This is a genomic window from Streptomyces sp. NPDC047017 (genome assembly GCF_040644175.1).
Taxonomy (GTDB): Bacteria; Actinomycetota; Actinomycetes; order Streptomycetales; family Streptomycetaceae; genus Streptomyces.
Window position 1 is genome coordinate 1 of sequence record NZ_JBEYVW010000020.1, and the last position, 13,930, is coordinate 13,930.

Below are 13,930 nucleotides of genomic sequence, written 5' to 3' on the forward strand. Positions count from 1 at the left end.
GGTGGGGCACGAGGGCCTTTCGGTCAGGTGTAGACGTCGCAATCCACACCGAACCGGAAGGCCCTCACCCATTCAAGACCCCTCAGCCGCGACCTACCTCACCCGTCCACAACCTCCCGGGGCAATACACCTAGGGCCACAGGAGGAGGGCGGGCCGGTCCGTGGGGGGCGGCGGGGGCGGGGCGGCCGGGCGTAGGTTCGAAGCATGTTCGACACCGAGACCGGCACCACCGCGCCCTTCGACCTCGACGCCTACCTGAAGCGGATCGGGTGGGAGGGCGACCGGCGGGCGGACCTCGCGACCCTGCGCGGGGTGCACCTGGCCCACTCCCTGTCCCTGCCCTTCGAGAACCTGGACCCGCTGTCCGGCACGGCGCCCTCCCTGGCACCCGCCGACCTGACCCAGAAGATGGTCCACGGCCGCCGCGGGGGCTACTGCTACGAGCACAACTCGCTCCTCGCGGCGGCGCTCGGCGCCCTCGGCTTCCGGGTGTCCGGTCTCGCCGGGCGGGTGCTGGTGGGCGCCGTCAGTCCGGAGAGCCGGCCGCGGACCCACATGATGCTGCGGGTCGAGGCGGCGGGCGGCCCGTATCTGGCGGACGTGGGCTTCGGGGGGACCGGCGCGCTGCTGGAGCCGGTGCCGCTGGTGCGCGGGGAGGAGTTCGAGGACGCGGGGCGCCGGCACCGGTTCACGCGCCTGCCGCACGAGGGGCCGCTGGAGCTGTGGGCCCTGGAGGCGTACGACCGGCGGGCGGCGGACTGGGCGGGCCAGTACGCCTTCACGCGGGAGCCGTTCACCGCGGCCGACTTCGAGGTCTTCAACTGGCATGTCGCCACCAACCCGCGCTCCCCCTTCACCCGCCGCGCCTTCCTCCAGCGGACCGTGCCCGGCCGCCATCTCCTCCTCGACGGGGGCCGGTTGACCGAGACCCGCCCCGACGGCACGGTCACCGAGCGCACGCTCAGCACCGAGGCGCAGGCGCGGCGCGTGGCGGAGGAGGAGTTCCGGATCACCGTGCCCGAGGGGCTGCGGCTGCTGGGCTGATCCCGCCGGAAGACCGGCGGGGGGGCGGCGCGCTCAGCGCTTGGCGGTGCTGTTGAACAGCGCGCGCGACCAGCCGTAGCCGACCAGCGCGATGCCGGCGCACCAGGCGAGCGAGAGCCAGCCGTCGTCGCCGACCGGCGTGCCGCGGAGCAGACCGCGCAGTGTCTCGGTCATCGGCGTGAACGGCTGGTTCTCGGCGAACCAGCGCAGCCCCGGCGACATCGAGCCGGCCGGTACGAACGCGGAGCCGAGGAACGGCAGGAACTGGATCAGCAGCGGCTTGTTGCTCGCGGACTCCACGGTCTTGGAGATCAGCCCGAGCGCCACCGACAGCCAGGTCACCGCGAACGCGATGGCCGCGAGCAGCCCGGCCGCGGCGAGCCACTCCAGTACGGTCGCCCCGGACCGGAAGCCGACCGCGAGGGCGACACCCACGACCAGGACCATGCACGTCATCGTCTGCAGGACGCTGCCGACGACATGGCCGGTCAGGAAGGACGAGCGGGTGATGGGCAGGGTGCGGAAGCGGTTGATGATGCCCTCGGTCATGTCGGAGCAGACGGCGATCGAGGTGGACATCGACCCGGCGGCCACGCCCATGACGATCACGCCGGGGGTGAGGTAGTCGACGTATCCGGCCCGGCCGCCGCCCACTTTCGCGCCGATCGCGTCACCGAAGGCGTACACGAACAGCAGCAGCATCAGGATCGGCATCATGGCGCTGCCGAAGCCCACGGCGGGGTAGCGGATCGCGTGCTTGAGGTTGCGCCGCAGCATCGTCGTGGAGTCGTGCACGGCGTGGGCGAGGGTGCTCATCGCGGGGTCTCCTTCATGCGCGGCGGGCTGTCGGTGGTGCCGTCCATGCGCAGCGGGCTGCCGGTGGTGCCGTCCATGCGCAGCGGGCTGCCGGTGGTGCCGTCGCCGGTCAGGGCGAGGAACACGTCGTCGAGGTCGGGGGTGTGCACGGAGAAGCCGGCGGCCCGGATGCCCGCGGCGTCGAGCCGGTCGAGCAGGGTGCGCAGCGCGTCGATGCCGCCGTCGCCCGCCACTCGCAGGGCGAGGTTCTCCTCGTCCCGGGCCGCGCCGGGGAAGGCACCGGCCGCGCGCTCGTACGCGGCGGTGTCGGTGAACCGCAGCCGTACGTGGCTGCCGGGGATCCGCGCCTTGAGTTCGTCGGCGGTGCCCTCGGCGACGATCCGGCCGCCGTCGAGCACGGCGATCCGGTCGGCCAGCTGATCGGCCTCCTCCAGGTACTGGGTGGTGAGGAAGACGGTGGTGCCGCCCGCGACCAGTGAGCGCACCGTGTCCCACATGGTGCGGCGGCTGCGGGGGTCGAGGCCGGTCGTCGGCTCGTCCAGGAAGATCACCCGGGGGTCGCCGACCAGCGTCATGGCGAGGTCGAGCCGGCGCCGCATACCGCCGGAGAAGGTCGCGGCCCGCTGGTGCGCGACGTCCGCGATGCCGAACCGCCGGAGCAGGTCCGCGGCGCGGGCGCGCCCTTCGCGTCTGCCCAGGCGCAGCAGGTCGGCCATGAGGAGCAGGTTCTCCTCGGCGGTGAGCAGGTCGTCGAGCGCGGCGAACTGCCCGGTGACGCCGATCGCGGCGCGCACCCCGTCCGGTGCCGTGGTCACGTCGTGGCCGGCGACCTGGGCCTGCCCGCCATCGGCGGCCAGGAGCGTGGACAGGATCTGCACGGTGGTGGTCTTGCCTGCGCCGTTCGGCCCGAGCAGCGCGAACACGGACCCGGCCGGGATGCGCAGGTCGATGCCGTCGAGGACGGTCTTGTCGCCGTACGCCTTGCGCAGGCCGAGAGCGGAGACGGCGATGGTGTCGGCGTCGGCGGGCGGCTGCGCGCCGCCGCCCGACACCGGCGTGGAATCAGGCATGGGCATGACAGATGAAGGCATGGAGTCCCCCGTTCGGAGGTGAGGTGAGGTGAGATGGCGTGTGAAGGCCGGGGCGGCCGAGAAGCGGGCTGCCCGGTGGGGGCGGCGTTCAGGCCCGGGCGCGGCGCACGTCGATGTTGCCGTAGCGGGTCCGGGCGTGGATCTTGACGGTGTCCACGGCGTCCTCCGGGGGCGCGGAGTCGGCGAGCGCGTGGTGCACCTGGCCGCGCTCGGAGCTGACATCGAGCCAGGCCGCGGTGCCCTCGCGGACGCCGATGTCGATGGCACCGGAGGCGGTCTCCAACTGGACCGTGCCGCGCGCGACTTCCATGACGCGCAGCGTCCCGTGGGCCGTGGTGGCGACGACCGAGCCCTCGGCGCGGGCGATGTCGATCTCGCCGTTGGCGCCGCTCACCCGCAGGTCGCCGAGTGCGACGCCGACGCTCGTGGTGCCGTGCGAGTTCTTCAGGACGGCCGGACCCTCGACGGTGCCGACGCGCAGGCTGCTGAAGCTGGAGGTGATCTCGGCCGCGCCCGCGATCCGGTCGACGGTGATCGAGCCGTGCGCGACGGTCAGCCAGAGCGACCCGGTCGCGTCGAGGCGGACGTCACCGCCCGAGGTCTTCACCCGGACCTCGCCGAGCCGGCCCTCGCCGACCACCTGGGCCCAGGAACCGGTCATGTCGACGCGTGAACCCGCGGGCAGTTCGACCGTCACGCCGACGGCCCCGGAGGGCCCGATGATGCGGCGCTCCTTCGTCCTGACGGTCAGCACCTGGTTCGCGTACGTGACCTCGGTCTGCTCGGCGGCCCGTACGTCCTTGTCGCGCTTCGGGTCGGCGGGCCGTACGTCGACGACGGTGTCGTGGCGGTCACTCGCGAGGAACCGGAGGGAACCGGCGCCCACATGGGCGGTGACCGCGATCGGTCCGGGAGTGTCGTAAGAAGGCATGGCTGTACCGTCCTCATGGGTCCGTGGAACGTCCCCGCCGGTGGGACGTGGTGTGGGTGAAGCGGTGCGGACGCGGGCGGGCGCGGCCGCGGGGGGGCGCGTGGGCGAGCCCGGGCGCGGTCGGTCAGCGCACCCAGCCCGTGAAGTTCTGTCCGACGGCGCGGGTCCTCTCCCGCGTACGCGGCTGCGTGCCGTCGTCGACCGCGGCCGAGACCGCCCGTACCAGCCAGGCGTTGACCGACAGGCCCTCGCGGCCCGCGGCCTCCTCGGCACGCGCCTTGAGCGGGGCCGGCAGCCGCAGATTGACGCGCGCGGTGGCCCCCTCGTCACTGTCCACGGGCGCCTGCGCCGGCGTGGGCGCCGGCGCCCGGAACGGTTCGGCGTGGGCGGCCGCCGGCTCCGTGACACCGCTGCCCGCGGGCGGTGGCGTCACCACGAAGTCCGGGTCGAGGCCGCGCAGCCGTACGTCGACCGAGCCGGGGGCCAGCTCGCGGGTGATCTCGTCCATCGCGGCGGAGAGCACGTTGAGCAGGGTCAGCCGGGCCGCCGACTCCAGCGGGGCGGTGAGCCGCTCGGCCAGCTCGCGCGCGTCCTCTCCGCCGGCTTCGGCGGCCACCGCCAGCTCACGGCGGAGGGTGTCGACATACGGGGTGAGGTCCATAGCGCCATCATGGCACCACTATGGCGCTATACACAAGAGAGGGTGGCACCTGGAGTGGTGCCACCCTGAGCGGAGCCGCCTCTCACCCGCCGTACGGCCTGCGCTCCCTGGCCTCCCGCAGGGCCTGGCCCCACCACACCAGTTGGTCCAGCATCGCCTTCGCCGCCGCGTCCGGTGCCGCCGCGTCCTTCGGGCGGCCCGCCTCGTCGAAGGAGTCGCCCGCGCGGTGGAAGGAGACCGTGTCGCGGACGGTGACCGCGTGGAGTTCGGCGAAGACCTGGCGCAGGTGCTCGACGGCGCGCAGGCCGCCGGAGACCCCGCCGTAGGAGACGAGGGCGACGGGCTTGGCCTGCCATTCGGTGAAGTGCCAGTCGATGAGGTTCTTCAGGCCGGCCGGGAAGGAGTGGTTGTACTCGGGGGTCAGCACCACGAAGGCGTCCGCCGCCGCCAGCTTCGGCGTGACCTCGGCGAGCGCCGCCGTGGCCGCGGGGGTGCGCTCCAGCGTGGTGGGCAGCGCGGCCGTCTCCGCCACGTCCACGACCCGTACGGCCAGGTCGGCGCGGCCTTCGAGGTGGCCGCGCAGCCAGTCGGCGACGACCGGGCCGAAACGGCCGTGGCGGTTGCTGCCGACGACGAGAGTGACGTTCAGGGGGGGCGGCGACGGGAGCGGTGGGCGCGGTCGGTGTGTTCATGCGGTACAGCCTGATACCTCGACCTTGCTTGAGGTCAAGCCCGGCCCCGCGCGCGGTGATCACCCGTTCACCCCCGCGCCCTGCGCCCTTCGGGTACTTTCCGACGCCCCGTCAGCACGGCCGCGCTGACCTGCCGAAACGTCCGCCGGCGGCCGTCCGCGCCCGGTGGTCCGGCACCCGTTCACCGTATTTCTGACGCTCCTTCAGGAAGCGGGCGGGCGCCGGTGCCACTTACCTCGGAAGGGCAAGGACGCGACGACGGCGGCACATGCGGGTGCCGCGGGCCGGGTCCCGACCGCCGAGCTCTAAGGAGCACCGATGCGACGTACCGCCCGACTGCCGGCCGTGACCGGGGCCGCGCTCGCCGTCGCCGCCGTGAGCGGGCTCGCCGCGCCCGCGTACGGCGCGGACACCGCCGCCGTCGCGGCGCGTCCCCTGGGCTCGGCCGCGGGGAACCTGGAGGTGTACCCGTCCTCGGCGGTGCCGGGCGGGCAGGTCAGCGTGAACACCAAGGCGTGCGGTGAGAAGTCTTCCGCCGCCGGGGACGCGAGCGCGGTGGGCGCCGGGCCCTTCCCGCTGGCGCCGAGCGCGCACGAGGGCGACGCGATCGGCCAGTTCCGGGTGCCGGAGAGCGCGCAGCCGGGGACGTACGAGATCGTCGCGCAGTGCGCGGAGGGCGGCCGGGAGGTCCGGGGCGATCTGGTCGTCACGCTGGCCGCCGTACAGGAAGGGGCGCAGGTGGAGCCCCGGGGAAGTGTGAAGACGGGGGTCGGCGGCGCCCTGGGCCGCGACCCCGCGCAGACCGCGGCCGGTGTGGCGGCGCTCGCCGTCGCCGCCGCGGGCGGTACCTGGCTCCTGCATCGCCGGGCGAGAGGCGACGGGATCTGACGGACACCCTCCGCTGTCCGTCCGCCGGTACCGCAGGTCCCCTCCCCCTCCGGGCGCGACGCCCCTCGCTGCCCGGAGGGGGCCGGGGACACGACCGCAGTGCCAGTTCGGAAGAGGGGTTCACATGCCCAGGATCGGCAACTCCGCGATAGCCGCCGTCACCGTGCTCAGTCTGTGCTGCGGCGCCTGGCTCCTGCACGGCGCGGGCACCACGCACGCCCCGCCGCAGCCCGCCGCGGCCGAGGGCATGCCCGACCCCGGTGAGGAGCGGCTCGCGGCGCCCGCGCTGCCGCCGTCCCCGCCCACCCGCGTCCGCATCCCCTCGATCCGGGTGGACGCGCCCCTGACCGGCCTGAGCCTGACGGCGTCCGGCAGCCTCGCCGCCCCGCCCGCCGCCGACAAGAACCTGGCCGGCTGGTACGAGGCCGGCACCACCCCCGGGGAGCGCGGCACCGCGGTCGTCGCCGGCCACGTCGACAACGCGCAGGGCCCCGCCGTCTTCTACGACCTCGGCGCCCTGAAGAAGGGCAGTGCCATCGAGGTGGACCGGCGCGACGGCGGGGTCGCGGTGTTCACGGTGGACGCGGTGGAGGTGTACGAGGCGAAGGACTTCCCCGACAAGAAGGTCTACGGCGCCGCCGGACGCCCCGAGCTGCGGGTGATCACCTGCGGCGGCGGCTACTCCAGGAGCACCGGCTACCAGGGCAACGTGGTCGTCTTCGCCCACCTGACCGGCAGCCGCTGAGCAGGGGGCCCGGGCGCCCCGGTGCCCCGCTGTCCCGGTGTCCCTAGGCCATCCACTGCTCGTACGCCAGGTTCACCACCAGGGCGGACACCACGGTCAGCAGGACGATCCGGACGAAGCCGCTGCCCTTCTTCATCGCGGTGCGCGCGCCCAGGGTGCCGCCGGCCAGGTTGAAGACGGCCATGACGGCCGCCAGTTGCCACAGGACCGTGCCCTGCCAGGCGAAGGTGGCCAGGGCACCGACGTTGGTGCAGCAGTTGACGATCTTGGCGGTGGCGGAGGCGGTCACCAGGTCCAGGTGCAGGACGGCGGTCAGCGCCAGCACCAGGAACGTACCGGTGCCGGGGCCGATGAAGCCGTCGTAGAAGCCGATGCCCAGGCCCGCGAGGCCGATCGCCGCGAGCACCTGGCGGCGGGTGGCGGGGCCGGGCGCGGGGGCCGTGCCGAACGCGGGCCGCAGGATCACGAAGGCTCCCACCACCAGCAGCACCACCATGATCACCGGCTTGAGCACGTCGGTGCTCATCCCGGCCGCGAAGAAGGCCCCGGCGCTGGACCCGGCGAGCGCCGCCAGGCCGATGCGCACGGCCGTACGGACGTCCACGGGCGCCCGGCGGGCGTAGGTGACGGCCGCGCCCGTGGTGCCGACCAGGGCGACCGCCTTGTTGGTGCCGAGCGCGGACGCGGCCGGGGTGGCGGCGGGCAGCCCGAGCAGCAGCACCGGCAGCAGCAGGAGCCCGCCCCCGCCGACCACCGCGTCGATCCATCCGGCCGCGAGCGCGGCGAGGCACAGCAGGACGAGTGTGGTCAGCGATATGTCGGGCATGATCATGACCCTAGGGAGCGGGCCCGCCCGTGGACCACGCATCTGAGGTACTTCTGAGGGACTTCCGGGGTACGCGGGGCTCAGGCCGCGCCCACGCTCTCCAGGTAGCGCAGCACCGCCAGCACCCGCCGGTGGCCCGTCTGGGACGGCGGCAGGCCGAGCTTGGTGAAGATGTTGGCGATGTGCTTCTCCACGGCGCGTTCGGAGACCGTGAACGCCTCGGCGATGGACTGGTTGGCGCGGCCCTCGGCCATCAGCGCGAGCACCTGCCGCTCGCGCGGGGTGAGCGCGTCCAGGGCGCAGGGCCGGCGGCTCGCGCCGAACAGCTGGGCGACCACCTCCGGGTCGAGCGCCGTACCGCCGGCCGCGACCCGTTCCAGCGCGGCGACGAACTCCCCGATGTCGACGACCCGTTCCTTGAGCAGGTAGCCGAAGCCCGCGGGTTCGCCCAGCAGCCGGGCCGCGTACGCCGTCTCCACGTACTGCGAGAACAGCAGCACCCCGGTGCCCGGGTGCTCGGCGCGCAGCCGCAGCGCCGCCCGTACGCCCTCGTCGGTCTGGGTGGGCGGCAGCCGGATGTCGACGACGGCGACGTCCGGCGCGTGCTCGGCGACGGCGGCGAGCAGCGTCTGCGCGTCGGCCACGGCCGCCACGGTCTCCACCCCGCGCAGCGCGAGCAGCTGGACCAGGCCCTCGCGCAGCAGCGCGGAGTCCTCGGCGACGACGACGCGCATCCCCGCTCCCCCTTCCCCTCGTATGCCCCTCACGGCCGCGCCAGCGGCAGGTCGACGGTGACCACCGTAGGCCCTCCGGGCGGGCTGTCGCAGGTCAGTGTGCCGTCCACGGTACGCACCCGGGCCAGCAGGCCGGTGAGTCCGGAGCCCGCGCCGACCGCCGCGCCGCCCCGGCCGTCGTCGGTGACCCGCAGCAGCAGCCGGCCGCCGCCGCTCGCGGCGCTGATCCGGACCTCGTCGGCGCCGCTGTGCTTGACGGCGTTGGCGAGGAGTTCGGCGGCGCAGAAGTAGGCGATGGACTCCAGGGCGGGGCTCGGCCGGACGGGCAGGTCGGTGGCCGGGACGACGGGCAGGGCGCTGTCGGCGGCCAGGGTGGCCAGGGCCGCGCCGAGGCCCTCGTCGAGGACGGGCGGGTGGATGCCCTTGACCAGGCGGCGCAGGTCGGCGACGGCCTGGGTGGCGCCGGAGCGCGCGGTGTCGACGGCGGCGAGGACGCGGTCCGGCGGCGCGCCCGCGGTGACCAGTTCCCGGATGACGGTGAGGTGCATGCCGAGGCTCACCAGGCGGGCCTGGGTGCCGTCGTGCAGGTCGCGTTCGATGCGGCGCAGGGTGGCGGCCGCGTCGTCGACGGCCTGGGCGCGGGTCTCCTCCAGGGTGCGGATGCGGCGGTCGGCGGCGCCGGGGCCGAGCAGCGTGGTGAGCAGGGCCCGGTGCGGGGTGAGGGCCCGGCGCAGCAGCCGGGGCGCGAGGGCCAGGAGCAGCAGCCCGGCGGCGAGGGGCAGTGTCCAGCGCGGCCAGCTGTCGAGCTGGACGCCGAGGACGCGCAGGGAGACGTGGGTGACCGAGCCGTCGGGGTGGTGGACCGTGTGGTAGTTCACGTACCTGAGCACCGGGTGCAGGGTGAACAGCACGCCGTAGACGTAACCGAGGAGCACGGCCGCGTAGCCGAGGACCGCGGTGAACGGTGTGAGCAGCAGGTACCCGACGGCCTTCCAGCCCGCCCGGCCCCCGAGGACGCCGCGCCGCCAGGCGAGCGCGCCGGGCGCCGCCGCGGGCGGGCGCGGCGGCTCGACGGCCAGGCCCAGCAGCCGGTGGGCCAGGGCCCGGTGCAGCGCGCCCAGCGCCAGCGCCGCGCGGACCGTGGCGGCCAGCAGCCACGGCCCCAGCGGGGTCACCGACAGCAGCGCGCCGAACACCAGCCCGGCGAGGACCAGCCAGCAGCCGGCCACGGCGAGCGGGAAGGCCAGCACCGCGTACAGCACGGCGGCGAGGGACCGGGGGCCGAAGGTGGCGGCGGCCAGGGCGCGGGGGCCGGGGAGGGCGGCGGCGAGGGCGCGGGGGCCGGATGCGGCGCCGGCGGTGCGGGGGCGGGGGTCGGTGTCGGTGTGGGTGTGGGGGCGGGGGTCGGTGTCGGTGTCGGTGTCGGTGAGGGCGTGGGGGCGCGGTCGGGGCATGGGGTCAACCTAGGGAAGGGGGCGGGGCGGCAGGCCGTTCACCGACACCGGCCCGCGGGCCGTATCAGGTCAGCAGCGCGCGGGCGACGCGGAGTTGGAGTGCCGCCATCGCCCGGCCCAGCCACGGCATGAGCAGCCCGAACCCGAGGCCGCCGACCGCCGCGTGGAAGGCCCAGGCGCCCGCGAAGGTGGGACCGCCCCAGGAGTCGGAGTAGTCGGAGCCGATGACGCGCAGCGGCCAGCCGAGGTTCATCGGGACGATCGACCAGCCGTAGCACGTGACGGCCGCGATCACGAGGTTCAGCGGGGTGGCGAGCAGCGCGTGCAGCAGCGCGCGCGGCGCCCCGCGGCCGGTGCCGGGCAGGTCCACGTCCAGGAAGCGCCGGACGAGCCCCCGCTGGAGCCGCCCGGCCGGGCCGCCGACCAGGGCGAGCGGGACGCTGACCGCGCCGACGGGCAGGGCGAGCACCGCGTAGGCGGCCCGCCGCCAGGTCGCCGCGGTGAACGGTGCGCGCAGCACCCGCCGGGCGAGCGCGGCGCGGCGGCCGTACGGGGCCGGGGTGTGGACGGTGGTCATGGTGTTTCCCCCTGAAGGTGATTGGAGGTGATTGGAGGTGACTGGAGGTGAGCGGGTCGGGCGGATGCCTCCAGCCTTCCGCCGCGGCGGCCCGGCGGCGATCGTGCCTGTACGGAACCGGGGGTTCGGTTCACCCCACCCCTTGGACTCCACTTACTTGACCGACCGTTCCAGACAGATCTAGGCTGCCGTACGTGGCCAGGACCAAGGAATTCGATCCGGACGCCGCGTTGCAGTCGGCCCTGGAGCTGTTCTGGCGGCGCGGCTACGAGGCGACGTCGATGGCGGACCTCGTCGAGCATCTCGGCATCGGGCGCGCCAGCCTGTACGCGACCTTCGGCAGCAAGCACGAGCTGTACCTGAAGGCGTTCGACCGGTACGGCGAGAACAGCGACGCGGTGCTGCTGCGCGAGCTGTCCCGGCCGGGGCCCGCGCTGCCCGCGGTACGGGCCGTGATCCGGCGGTTCGCCGCCGAGGCCACCACCGGGCAGCGGCGGGAGTGCGGCTGCCTCGTCACCAACACCGCCGCCGAGCTGGCCCCGCACGACCCGGAGGCGGCGCGCCGCGTCGAGCGGAGCTGGGACCGCCTGGAGACGCTGCTGCGGTCGGCGCTGACCCGCGCGCAGGGCCAGGGCGAGCTGGGCGCCGACCGCGATCCGCGCGCCCTGGCCCGGATGCTGCTGGTCCTGACGCAGGGCGTACGGGTGGTGGGCAAGGCGTCCCAGGACCCGGCCCGCGTCCGGGAGGCGACCGAACAGGCCCTCACGCTGCTCGACTGAACCGACCGGTCAAATAAAGGGGAGATCATGACCACGCAGTACGGCGCCCGGACCGCGGGCCGCTTCGCCGGCCGGACCGTGCTCGTCACCGGCGCGGGCTCCGGCATCGGCCGCGCGGTGGCCCTGGCGTTCGCCGCCGAGGGCGCCCGCCTCGTCGCCGCCGGGCGCCGCCGGGAGCCGCTGGACGAGACGGTCGCGCTGATCGGGAAAGCGAGCGGCGAGGCAGGCGGGGAGGGGGGCGGGGCAGCGGGCGGCGAGGCGCTCGCGGTGACCGCCGACGTCTCGCGCGCCGCCGACGCCGAGGCGCTGGTCGAGGCCGCCGTGGACCGCTTCGGCTCGCTCGACGTCGCCGTCAACAACGCGGGGGTCTTCCGCGGCGGCACGCCCCTGGCCGAGCTGCCCGAGGAGGACTGGCACACCCAGCTCGCCGTCAACCTCACCGGCGTCCACTTCGCCCTCCAGGCGCAGATCCGCCGGATGCGGACCCAGCCCCGCGGCGGCGCGATCGTCAACGTCTCCTCCAACTTCGGCGCGCACACCGCCTCCCCGGGCGCCGCCGCCTACTCCGCCACGAAGGCCGCCGTGACCGCGCTCAGCCGGGGCGCCGCCCTGGACCACATCCGCGACGGCGTCCGGATCAACGTGGTGAGCCCCGGTGCCACCGCCACCCGGATGTCGCTGCGCCCCGGCGAGTCGGAGGCGGGCCGCGTCGCACGCGCCCGGGACACCCTTCCCCTCGGCCGGGTCTGCGCCACCGAGGAGATCGCCGCCGCGGTGCTGTACCTGGCCTCCGCCGACGCGGCCTCGCTCGTCGGCACGGATCTGGTGGTGGACGGCGGGGCCTCGCTGTGACCCCGTAGCCGCGTACGGGCCGGCCACCGACCACGGTGACCGGTCAGTCGATCCCGGACCGCTCCACCCCCGCCACGATCCACCGCTGGAAGCACAGGAACACCACCAGCAGCGGCAGGATCGAGACGGCCGCGGCCGTGAACAGCTCGTGCAGGCGGACCACTTGCGCGGTGGTGAAGGAGGACAGGGCGACCTGGACCGTCCAGGCGCTCTGGTCCTGGCCGATGACCAGCGGCCACAGGAAGGCGTTCCAGGCGCCGATGAAGACGATCGTGCCCACCGCCGCGAACACCGGCCGCGCGTTGGGCACGACGACCAGCCAGTACGTCCGCCAGTAGCCGAGCCCGTCGACCTGGGCGGCGTCCTCCAGTTCGCGCGGGAAGCCCAGGAAGTACTGCCGGAAGACGAAGCAGGCGAAGGCGGAGAAGAGGGTGGGGACGATCAGGCCGCGCAGCGTGGAGATCCAGCCCAGCGAGGACACCAGCACGAAGCTGGGCACGAAGGTGACGGCGGCCGGGACCATCAGGGTGCCCAGGACGGCGTAGAAGACCTTGTTCGCGTGCCGGTAGGGGATGCGGGCCATCCCGTAGCCGGCCAGCGAGGCCAGGACCAGGGTGCCGAGCGTGGTGGCGACGGCGATCAGCGCGGAGTTGAGCAGCGAGCGGGCGAACGGGACGGAGCTGTCGGCGAAGAGTTCGCGGACGTTGCCCCAGCGCAGGGTGGCGGGGAAGAAGGTCCACTCGGGCGAGGTGATGTCCTGCTCGGTGGAGAGCCCGTCGCGCACCAGCAGGTAGAAGGGGACCAGGAAGAGCAGGGCGAGCGCGATCAGCAGGGCGAGCCGCAGCGCCCGCCCCACCCGGACCAGGGCGTCATCCATCGGTGTCCGTCCTTCCCAGCCCGAACCAGCGGGCCTGTCCGATGGTCACCACCGCGATGATCAGGGCGAGGATCACCGCGCCCGCGCTGCCCAGGCCCAGGTTCTGCCCCTGCCCGAGGGCGGTGTAGTAGAGGTAGACCAGCGGCGGGCGGGCGTAGGGCGGGTAGCCGCGGGCGTCGGAGAGCAGGTTGTAGAACTCGTCGAACGCCTGGAAGGCGTTGATGACCAGGAGCAGCACCACCGCGACCGAGGTGGCGCGCAGTTGCGGCAGGGTGATGTGGCGCAGCACCTGCCAGCCGGGGCGGGCGCCGTCCACGGCGGCGGCCTCGTAGAGGACGGGGTCGATCCGCTGGAGTCCGGCCAGCAGGAGCACCATGTAGAACCCGGCCTGGAGCCAGAGCCGTACGGTCACGATGACCAGCCAGTACCAGGGCGGGTCCGTGGTGGACAGCCAGGCGACCGGGTCGGCGCCGAACACGTCGAGGACGGTGTTGGCCAGGCCGAACCGCACTCCGTTGAAGATCGACATCTTCCAGATCAGGGCCGCGACGACGTAACTGCACGCGGCCGGCAGGAAGAACACCGACCGGAAGAACGCCCGCGCCCGGCGCACCCGGTTGACCATGAGGGCCAGTGCGAGGGAGAGGAGGTAGGTGGCCGGGACGATGAACGCGGTGAACAGCACGAAGGTGCGCAGGCTGTCGAGGAAGGCGTCGTCGGACAGCATGGCCGTGTAGTTGTCCAGGCCGACGAAGCGGTGGGGTGTGACCGTGTTGTGCGCGTCGAAGAAGCTGAGGGCCACGCTCCACAGCAGCGGGACGTAGGTGAACAGCGCGAGCCCGGCCGCGAACGGACCGACGAAGACCCAGAACCAGCGGGCGCGCCGCCGCTCCACGGCCGTACGCCGCCGGTCCGCAGCCGTACGCCGTCGCCCCGCGGCCGTACGCCACCGGTCCCCACCT

General features: G+C 74.2%; 16 protein-coding genes. 5 read left to right on the plus strand and 11 right to left on the minus strand.

Annotated features, from left to right (window positions below):
- Window positions 1-205 precede the first annotated feature (205 nt).
- On the plus strand, window positions 206-1,045 hold the full coding sequence (locus tag ABZ858_RS28855) for an arylamine N-acetyltransferase (protein ID WP_361384816.1): 840 nt from the start codon (window positions 206-208) through the stop codon (window positions 1,043-1,045).
- A gap of 33 nt (window positions 1,046-1,078) precedes the next feature.
- On the opposite strand, the gene ABZ858_RS28860 is transcribed toward ABZ858_RS28855, so the two are convergent.
- From ABZ858_RS28860 to ABZ858_RS28880, 5 genes are all read right to left on the minus strand, one after another.
- A complete protein-coding gene (locus tag ABZ858_RS28860; RefSeq protein ID WP_361384819.1) occupies window positions 1,079-1,861 on the minus strand; it encodes an ABC transporter permease in 783 nt (260 codons plus the stop codon).
- Window positions 1,858-2,931 carry an ATP-binding cassette domain-containing protein gene (locus ABZ858_RS28865; protein WP_361384822.1) on the minus strand — a complete coding sequence of 358 codons (1,074 nt, stop codon included), beginning with the start codon at window positions 2,929-2,931 and terminating at the stop codon, window positions 1,858-1,860. The genes ABZ858_RS28860 and ABZ858_RS28865 overlap by 4 nt, the downstream gene beginning before the upstream one ends.
- Window positions 2,932-3,040: 109 nt before the next feature.
- Window positions 3,041-3,883: a DUF4097 family beta strand repeat-containing protein gene (locus tag ABZ858_RS28870; RefSeq protein ID WP_361384825.1), complete on the minus strand. Its 843-nt coding sequence runs from the start codon at window positions 3,881-3,883 to the stop codon at window positions 3,041-3,043.
- Between the two features lie 124 nt (window positions 3,884-4,007).
- Window positions 4,008-4,544: a hypothetical protein gene (locus tag ABZ858_RS28875; RefSeq protein ID WP_361384828.1), complete on the minus strand. Its 537-nt coding sequence runs from the start codon at window positions 4,542-4,544 to the stop codon at window positions 4,008-4,010.
- An 82-nt stretch (window positions 4,545-4,626) separates the two neighbouring features.
- Complete coding sequence (locus ABZ858_RS28880; protein ID WP_361385215.1) at window positions 4,627-5,193, minus strand: NAD(P)H-dependent oxidoreductase; 567 nt, start codon at window positions 5,191-5,193, stop codon at window positions 4,627-4,629.
- Between the two features lie 361 nt (window positions 5,194-5,554).
- Here ABZ858_RS28880 and ABZ858_RS28885 point away from each other — a divergent pair, with 361 nt between their 5' ends.
- Together ABZ858_RS28885 and ABZ858_RS28890 are read left to right on the plus strand one after the other, a co-directional pair.
- Window positions 5,555-6,124 carry a hypothetical protein gene (locus ABZ858_RS28885; protein WP_361384831.1) on the plus strand — a complete coding sequence of 190 codons (570 nt, stop codon included), beginning with the start codon at window positions 5,555-5,557 and terminating at the stop codon, window positions 6,122-6,124.
- A 124-nt stretch (window positions 6,125-6,248) separates the two neighbouring features.
- Entirely contained in the window at window positions 6,249-6,869 is a 621-nt protein-coding gene (locus ABZ858_RS28890; protein ID WP_361384834.1) for a class F sortase, read from the plus strand.
- Window positions 6,870-6,912: 43 nt separating this feature from the next.
- Here the strand turns inward: ABZ858_RS28890 and ABZ858_RS28895 are convergent, their stop codons facing one another.
- The 4 genes from ABZ858_RS28895 to ABZ858_RS28910 form a co-directional block, all read right to left on the minus strand.
- Window positions 6,913-7,695: a TSUP family transporter gene (locus ABZ858_RS28895; protein ID WP_361384837.1), complete on the minus strand. Its 783-nt coding sequence runs from the start codon at window positions 7,693-7,695 to the stop codon at window positions 6,913-6,915.
- A gap of 80 nt (window positions 7,696-7,775) precedes the next feature.
- On the minus strand, window positions 7,776-8,429 hold the full coding sequence (locus tag ABZ858_RS28900; protein ID WP_361384840.1) for a response regulator transcription factor: 654 nt from the start codon (window positions 8,427-8,429) through the stop codon (window positions 7,776-7,778).
- A 29-nt stretch (window positions 8,430-8,458) separates the two neighbouring features.
- Window positions 8,459-9,883: a sensor domain-containing protein gene (locus ABZ858_RS28905; protein ID WP_361384843.1), complete on the minus strand. Its 1,425-nt coding sequence runs from the start codon at window positions 9,881-9,883 to the stop codon at window positions 8,459-8,461.
- A 64-nt stretch (window positions 9,884-9,947) separates the two neighbouring features.
- Entirely contained in the window at window positions 9,948-10,460 is a 513-nt protein-coding gene (locus ABZ858_RS28910; RefSeq protein WP_361384846.1) for a hypothetical protein, read from the minus strand.
- 194 nt (window positions 10,461-10,654) lie between these two features.
- Between ABZ858_RS28910 and ABZ858_RS28915 the strand changes: the two genes are divergently transcribed.
- Window positions 10,655-11,239 (plus strand): TetR family transcriptional regulator, encoded by a 585-nt coding sequence (locus ABZ858_RS28915; protein WP_361384849.1) that lies wholly within the window; start codon window positions 10,655-10,657, stop codon window positions 11,237-11,239.
- A gap of 27 nt (window positions 11,240-11,266) precedes the next feature.
- Window positions 11,267-12,091 (plus strand): SDR family oxidoreductase, encoded by an 825-nt coding sequence (locus ABZ858_RS28920; RefSeq protein ID WP_361384852.1) that lies wholly within the window; start codon window positions 11,267-11,269, stop codon window positions 12,089-12,091.
- A gap of 43 nt (window positions 12,092-12,134) precedes the next feature.
- On the opposite strand, the gene ABZ858_RS28925 is transcribed toward ABZ858_RS28920, so the two are convergent.
- Complete coding sequence (locus ABZ858_RS28925; RefSeq protein WP_361384855.1) at window positions 12,135-12,968, minus strand: carbohydrate ABC transporter permease; 834 nt, start codon at window positions 12,966-12,968, stop codon at window positions 12,135-12,137.
- Window positions 12,961-13,863 (minus strand): sugar ABC transporter permease, encoded by a 903-nt coding sequence (locus ABZ858_RS28930; RefSeq protein ID WP_361384858.1) that lies wholly within the window; start codon window positions 13,861-13,863, stop codon window positions 12,961-12,963. Before ABZ858_RS28930 ends, ABZ858_RS28925 begins: the two co-directional genes overlap by 8 nt.
- Between the last annotated feature and the right edge of the window lie 67 nt (window positions 13,864-13,930).

Excerpts from the sequence above, each read along its gene's own strand:
- ABZ858_RS28900 (WP_361384840.1), bottom strand. The coding sequence starts at position 8,429 with ATGCGCGTCGTCGTCGCCGAGGACTCCGCGCTGCTGCGCGAGGGCCTG.
- ABZ858_RS28925 (WP_361384855.1), bottom strand. The coding sequence starts at position 12,968 with ATGGATGACGCCCTGGTCCGGGTGGGGCGGGCGCTGCGGCTCGCCCTG.
- ABZ858_RS28920 (WP_361384852.1), top strand. The coding sequence starts at position 11,267 with ATGACCACGCAGTACGGCGCCCGGACCGCGGGCCGCTTCGCCGGCCGG.
- ABZ858_RS28895 (WP_361384837.1), bottom strand. The coding sequence starts at position 7,695 with ATGCCCGACATATCGCTGACCACACTCGTCCTGCTGTGCCTCGCCGCG.
- ABZ858_RS28905 (WP_361384843.1), bottom strand. The coding sequence starts at position 9,883 with ATGCCCCGACCGCGCCCCCACGCCCTCACCGACACCGACACCGACACC.
- ABZ858_RS28885 (WP_361384831.1), top strand. The coding sequence starts at position 5,555 with ATGCGACGTACCGCCCGACTGCCGGCCGTGACCGGGGCCGCGCTCGCC.
- ABZ858_RS28855 (WP_361384816.1), top strand. The coding sequence starts at position 206 with ATGTTCGACACCGAGACCGGCACCACCGCGCCCTTCGACCTCGACGCC.
- ABZ858_RS28910 (WP_361384846.1), bottom strand. The coding sequence starts at position 10,460 with ATGACCACCGTCCACACCCCGGCCCCGTACGGCCGCCGCGCCGCGCTC.
- ABZ858_RS28875 (WP_361384828.1), bottom strand. The coding sequence starts at position 4,544 with ATGGACCTCACCCCGTATGTCGACACCCTCCGCCGTGAGCTGGCGGTG.
- ABZ858_RS28870 (WP_361384825.1), bottom strand. The coding sequence starts at position 3,883 with ATGCCTTCTTACGACACTCCCGGACCGATCGCGGTCACCGCCCATGTG.
- ABZ858_RS28890 (WP_361384834.1), top strand. The coding sequence starts at position 6,249 with ATGCCCAGGATCGGCAACTCCGCGATAGCCGCCGTCACCGTGCTCAGT.
- ABZ858_RS28860 (WP_361384819.1), bottom strand. The coding sequence starts at position 1,861 with ATGAGCACCCTCGCCCACGCCGTGCACGACTCCACGACGATGCTGCGG.
- ABZ858_RS28865 (WP_361384822.1), bottom strand. The coding sequence starts at position 2,931 with ATGCCTGATTCCACGCCGGTGTCGGGCGGCGGCGCGCAGCCGCCCGCC.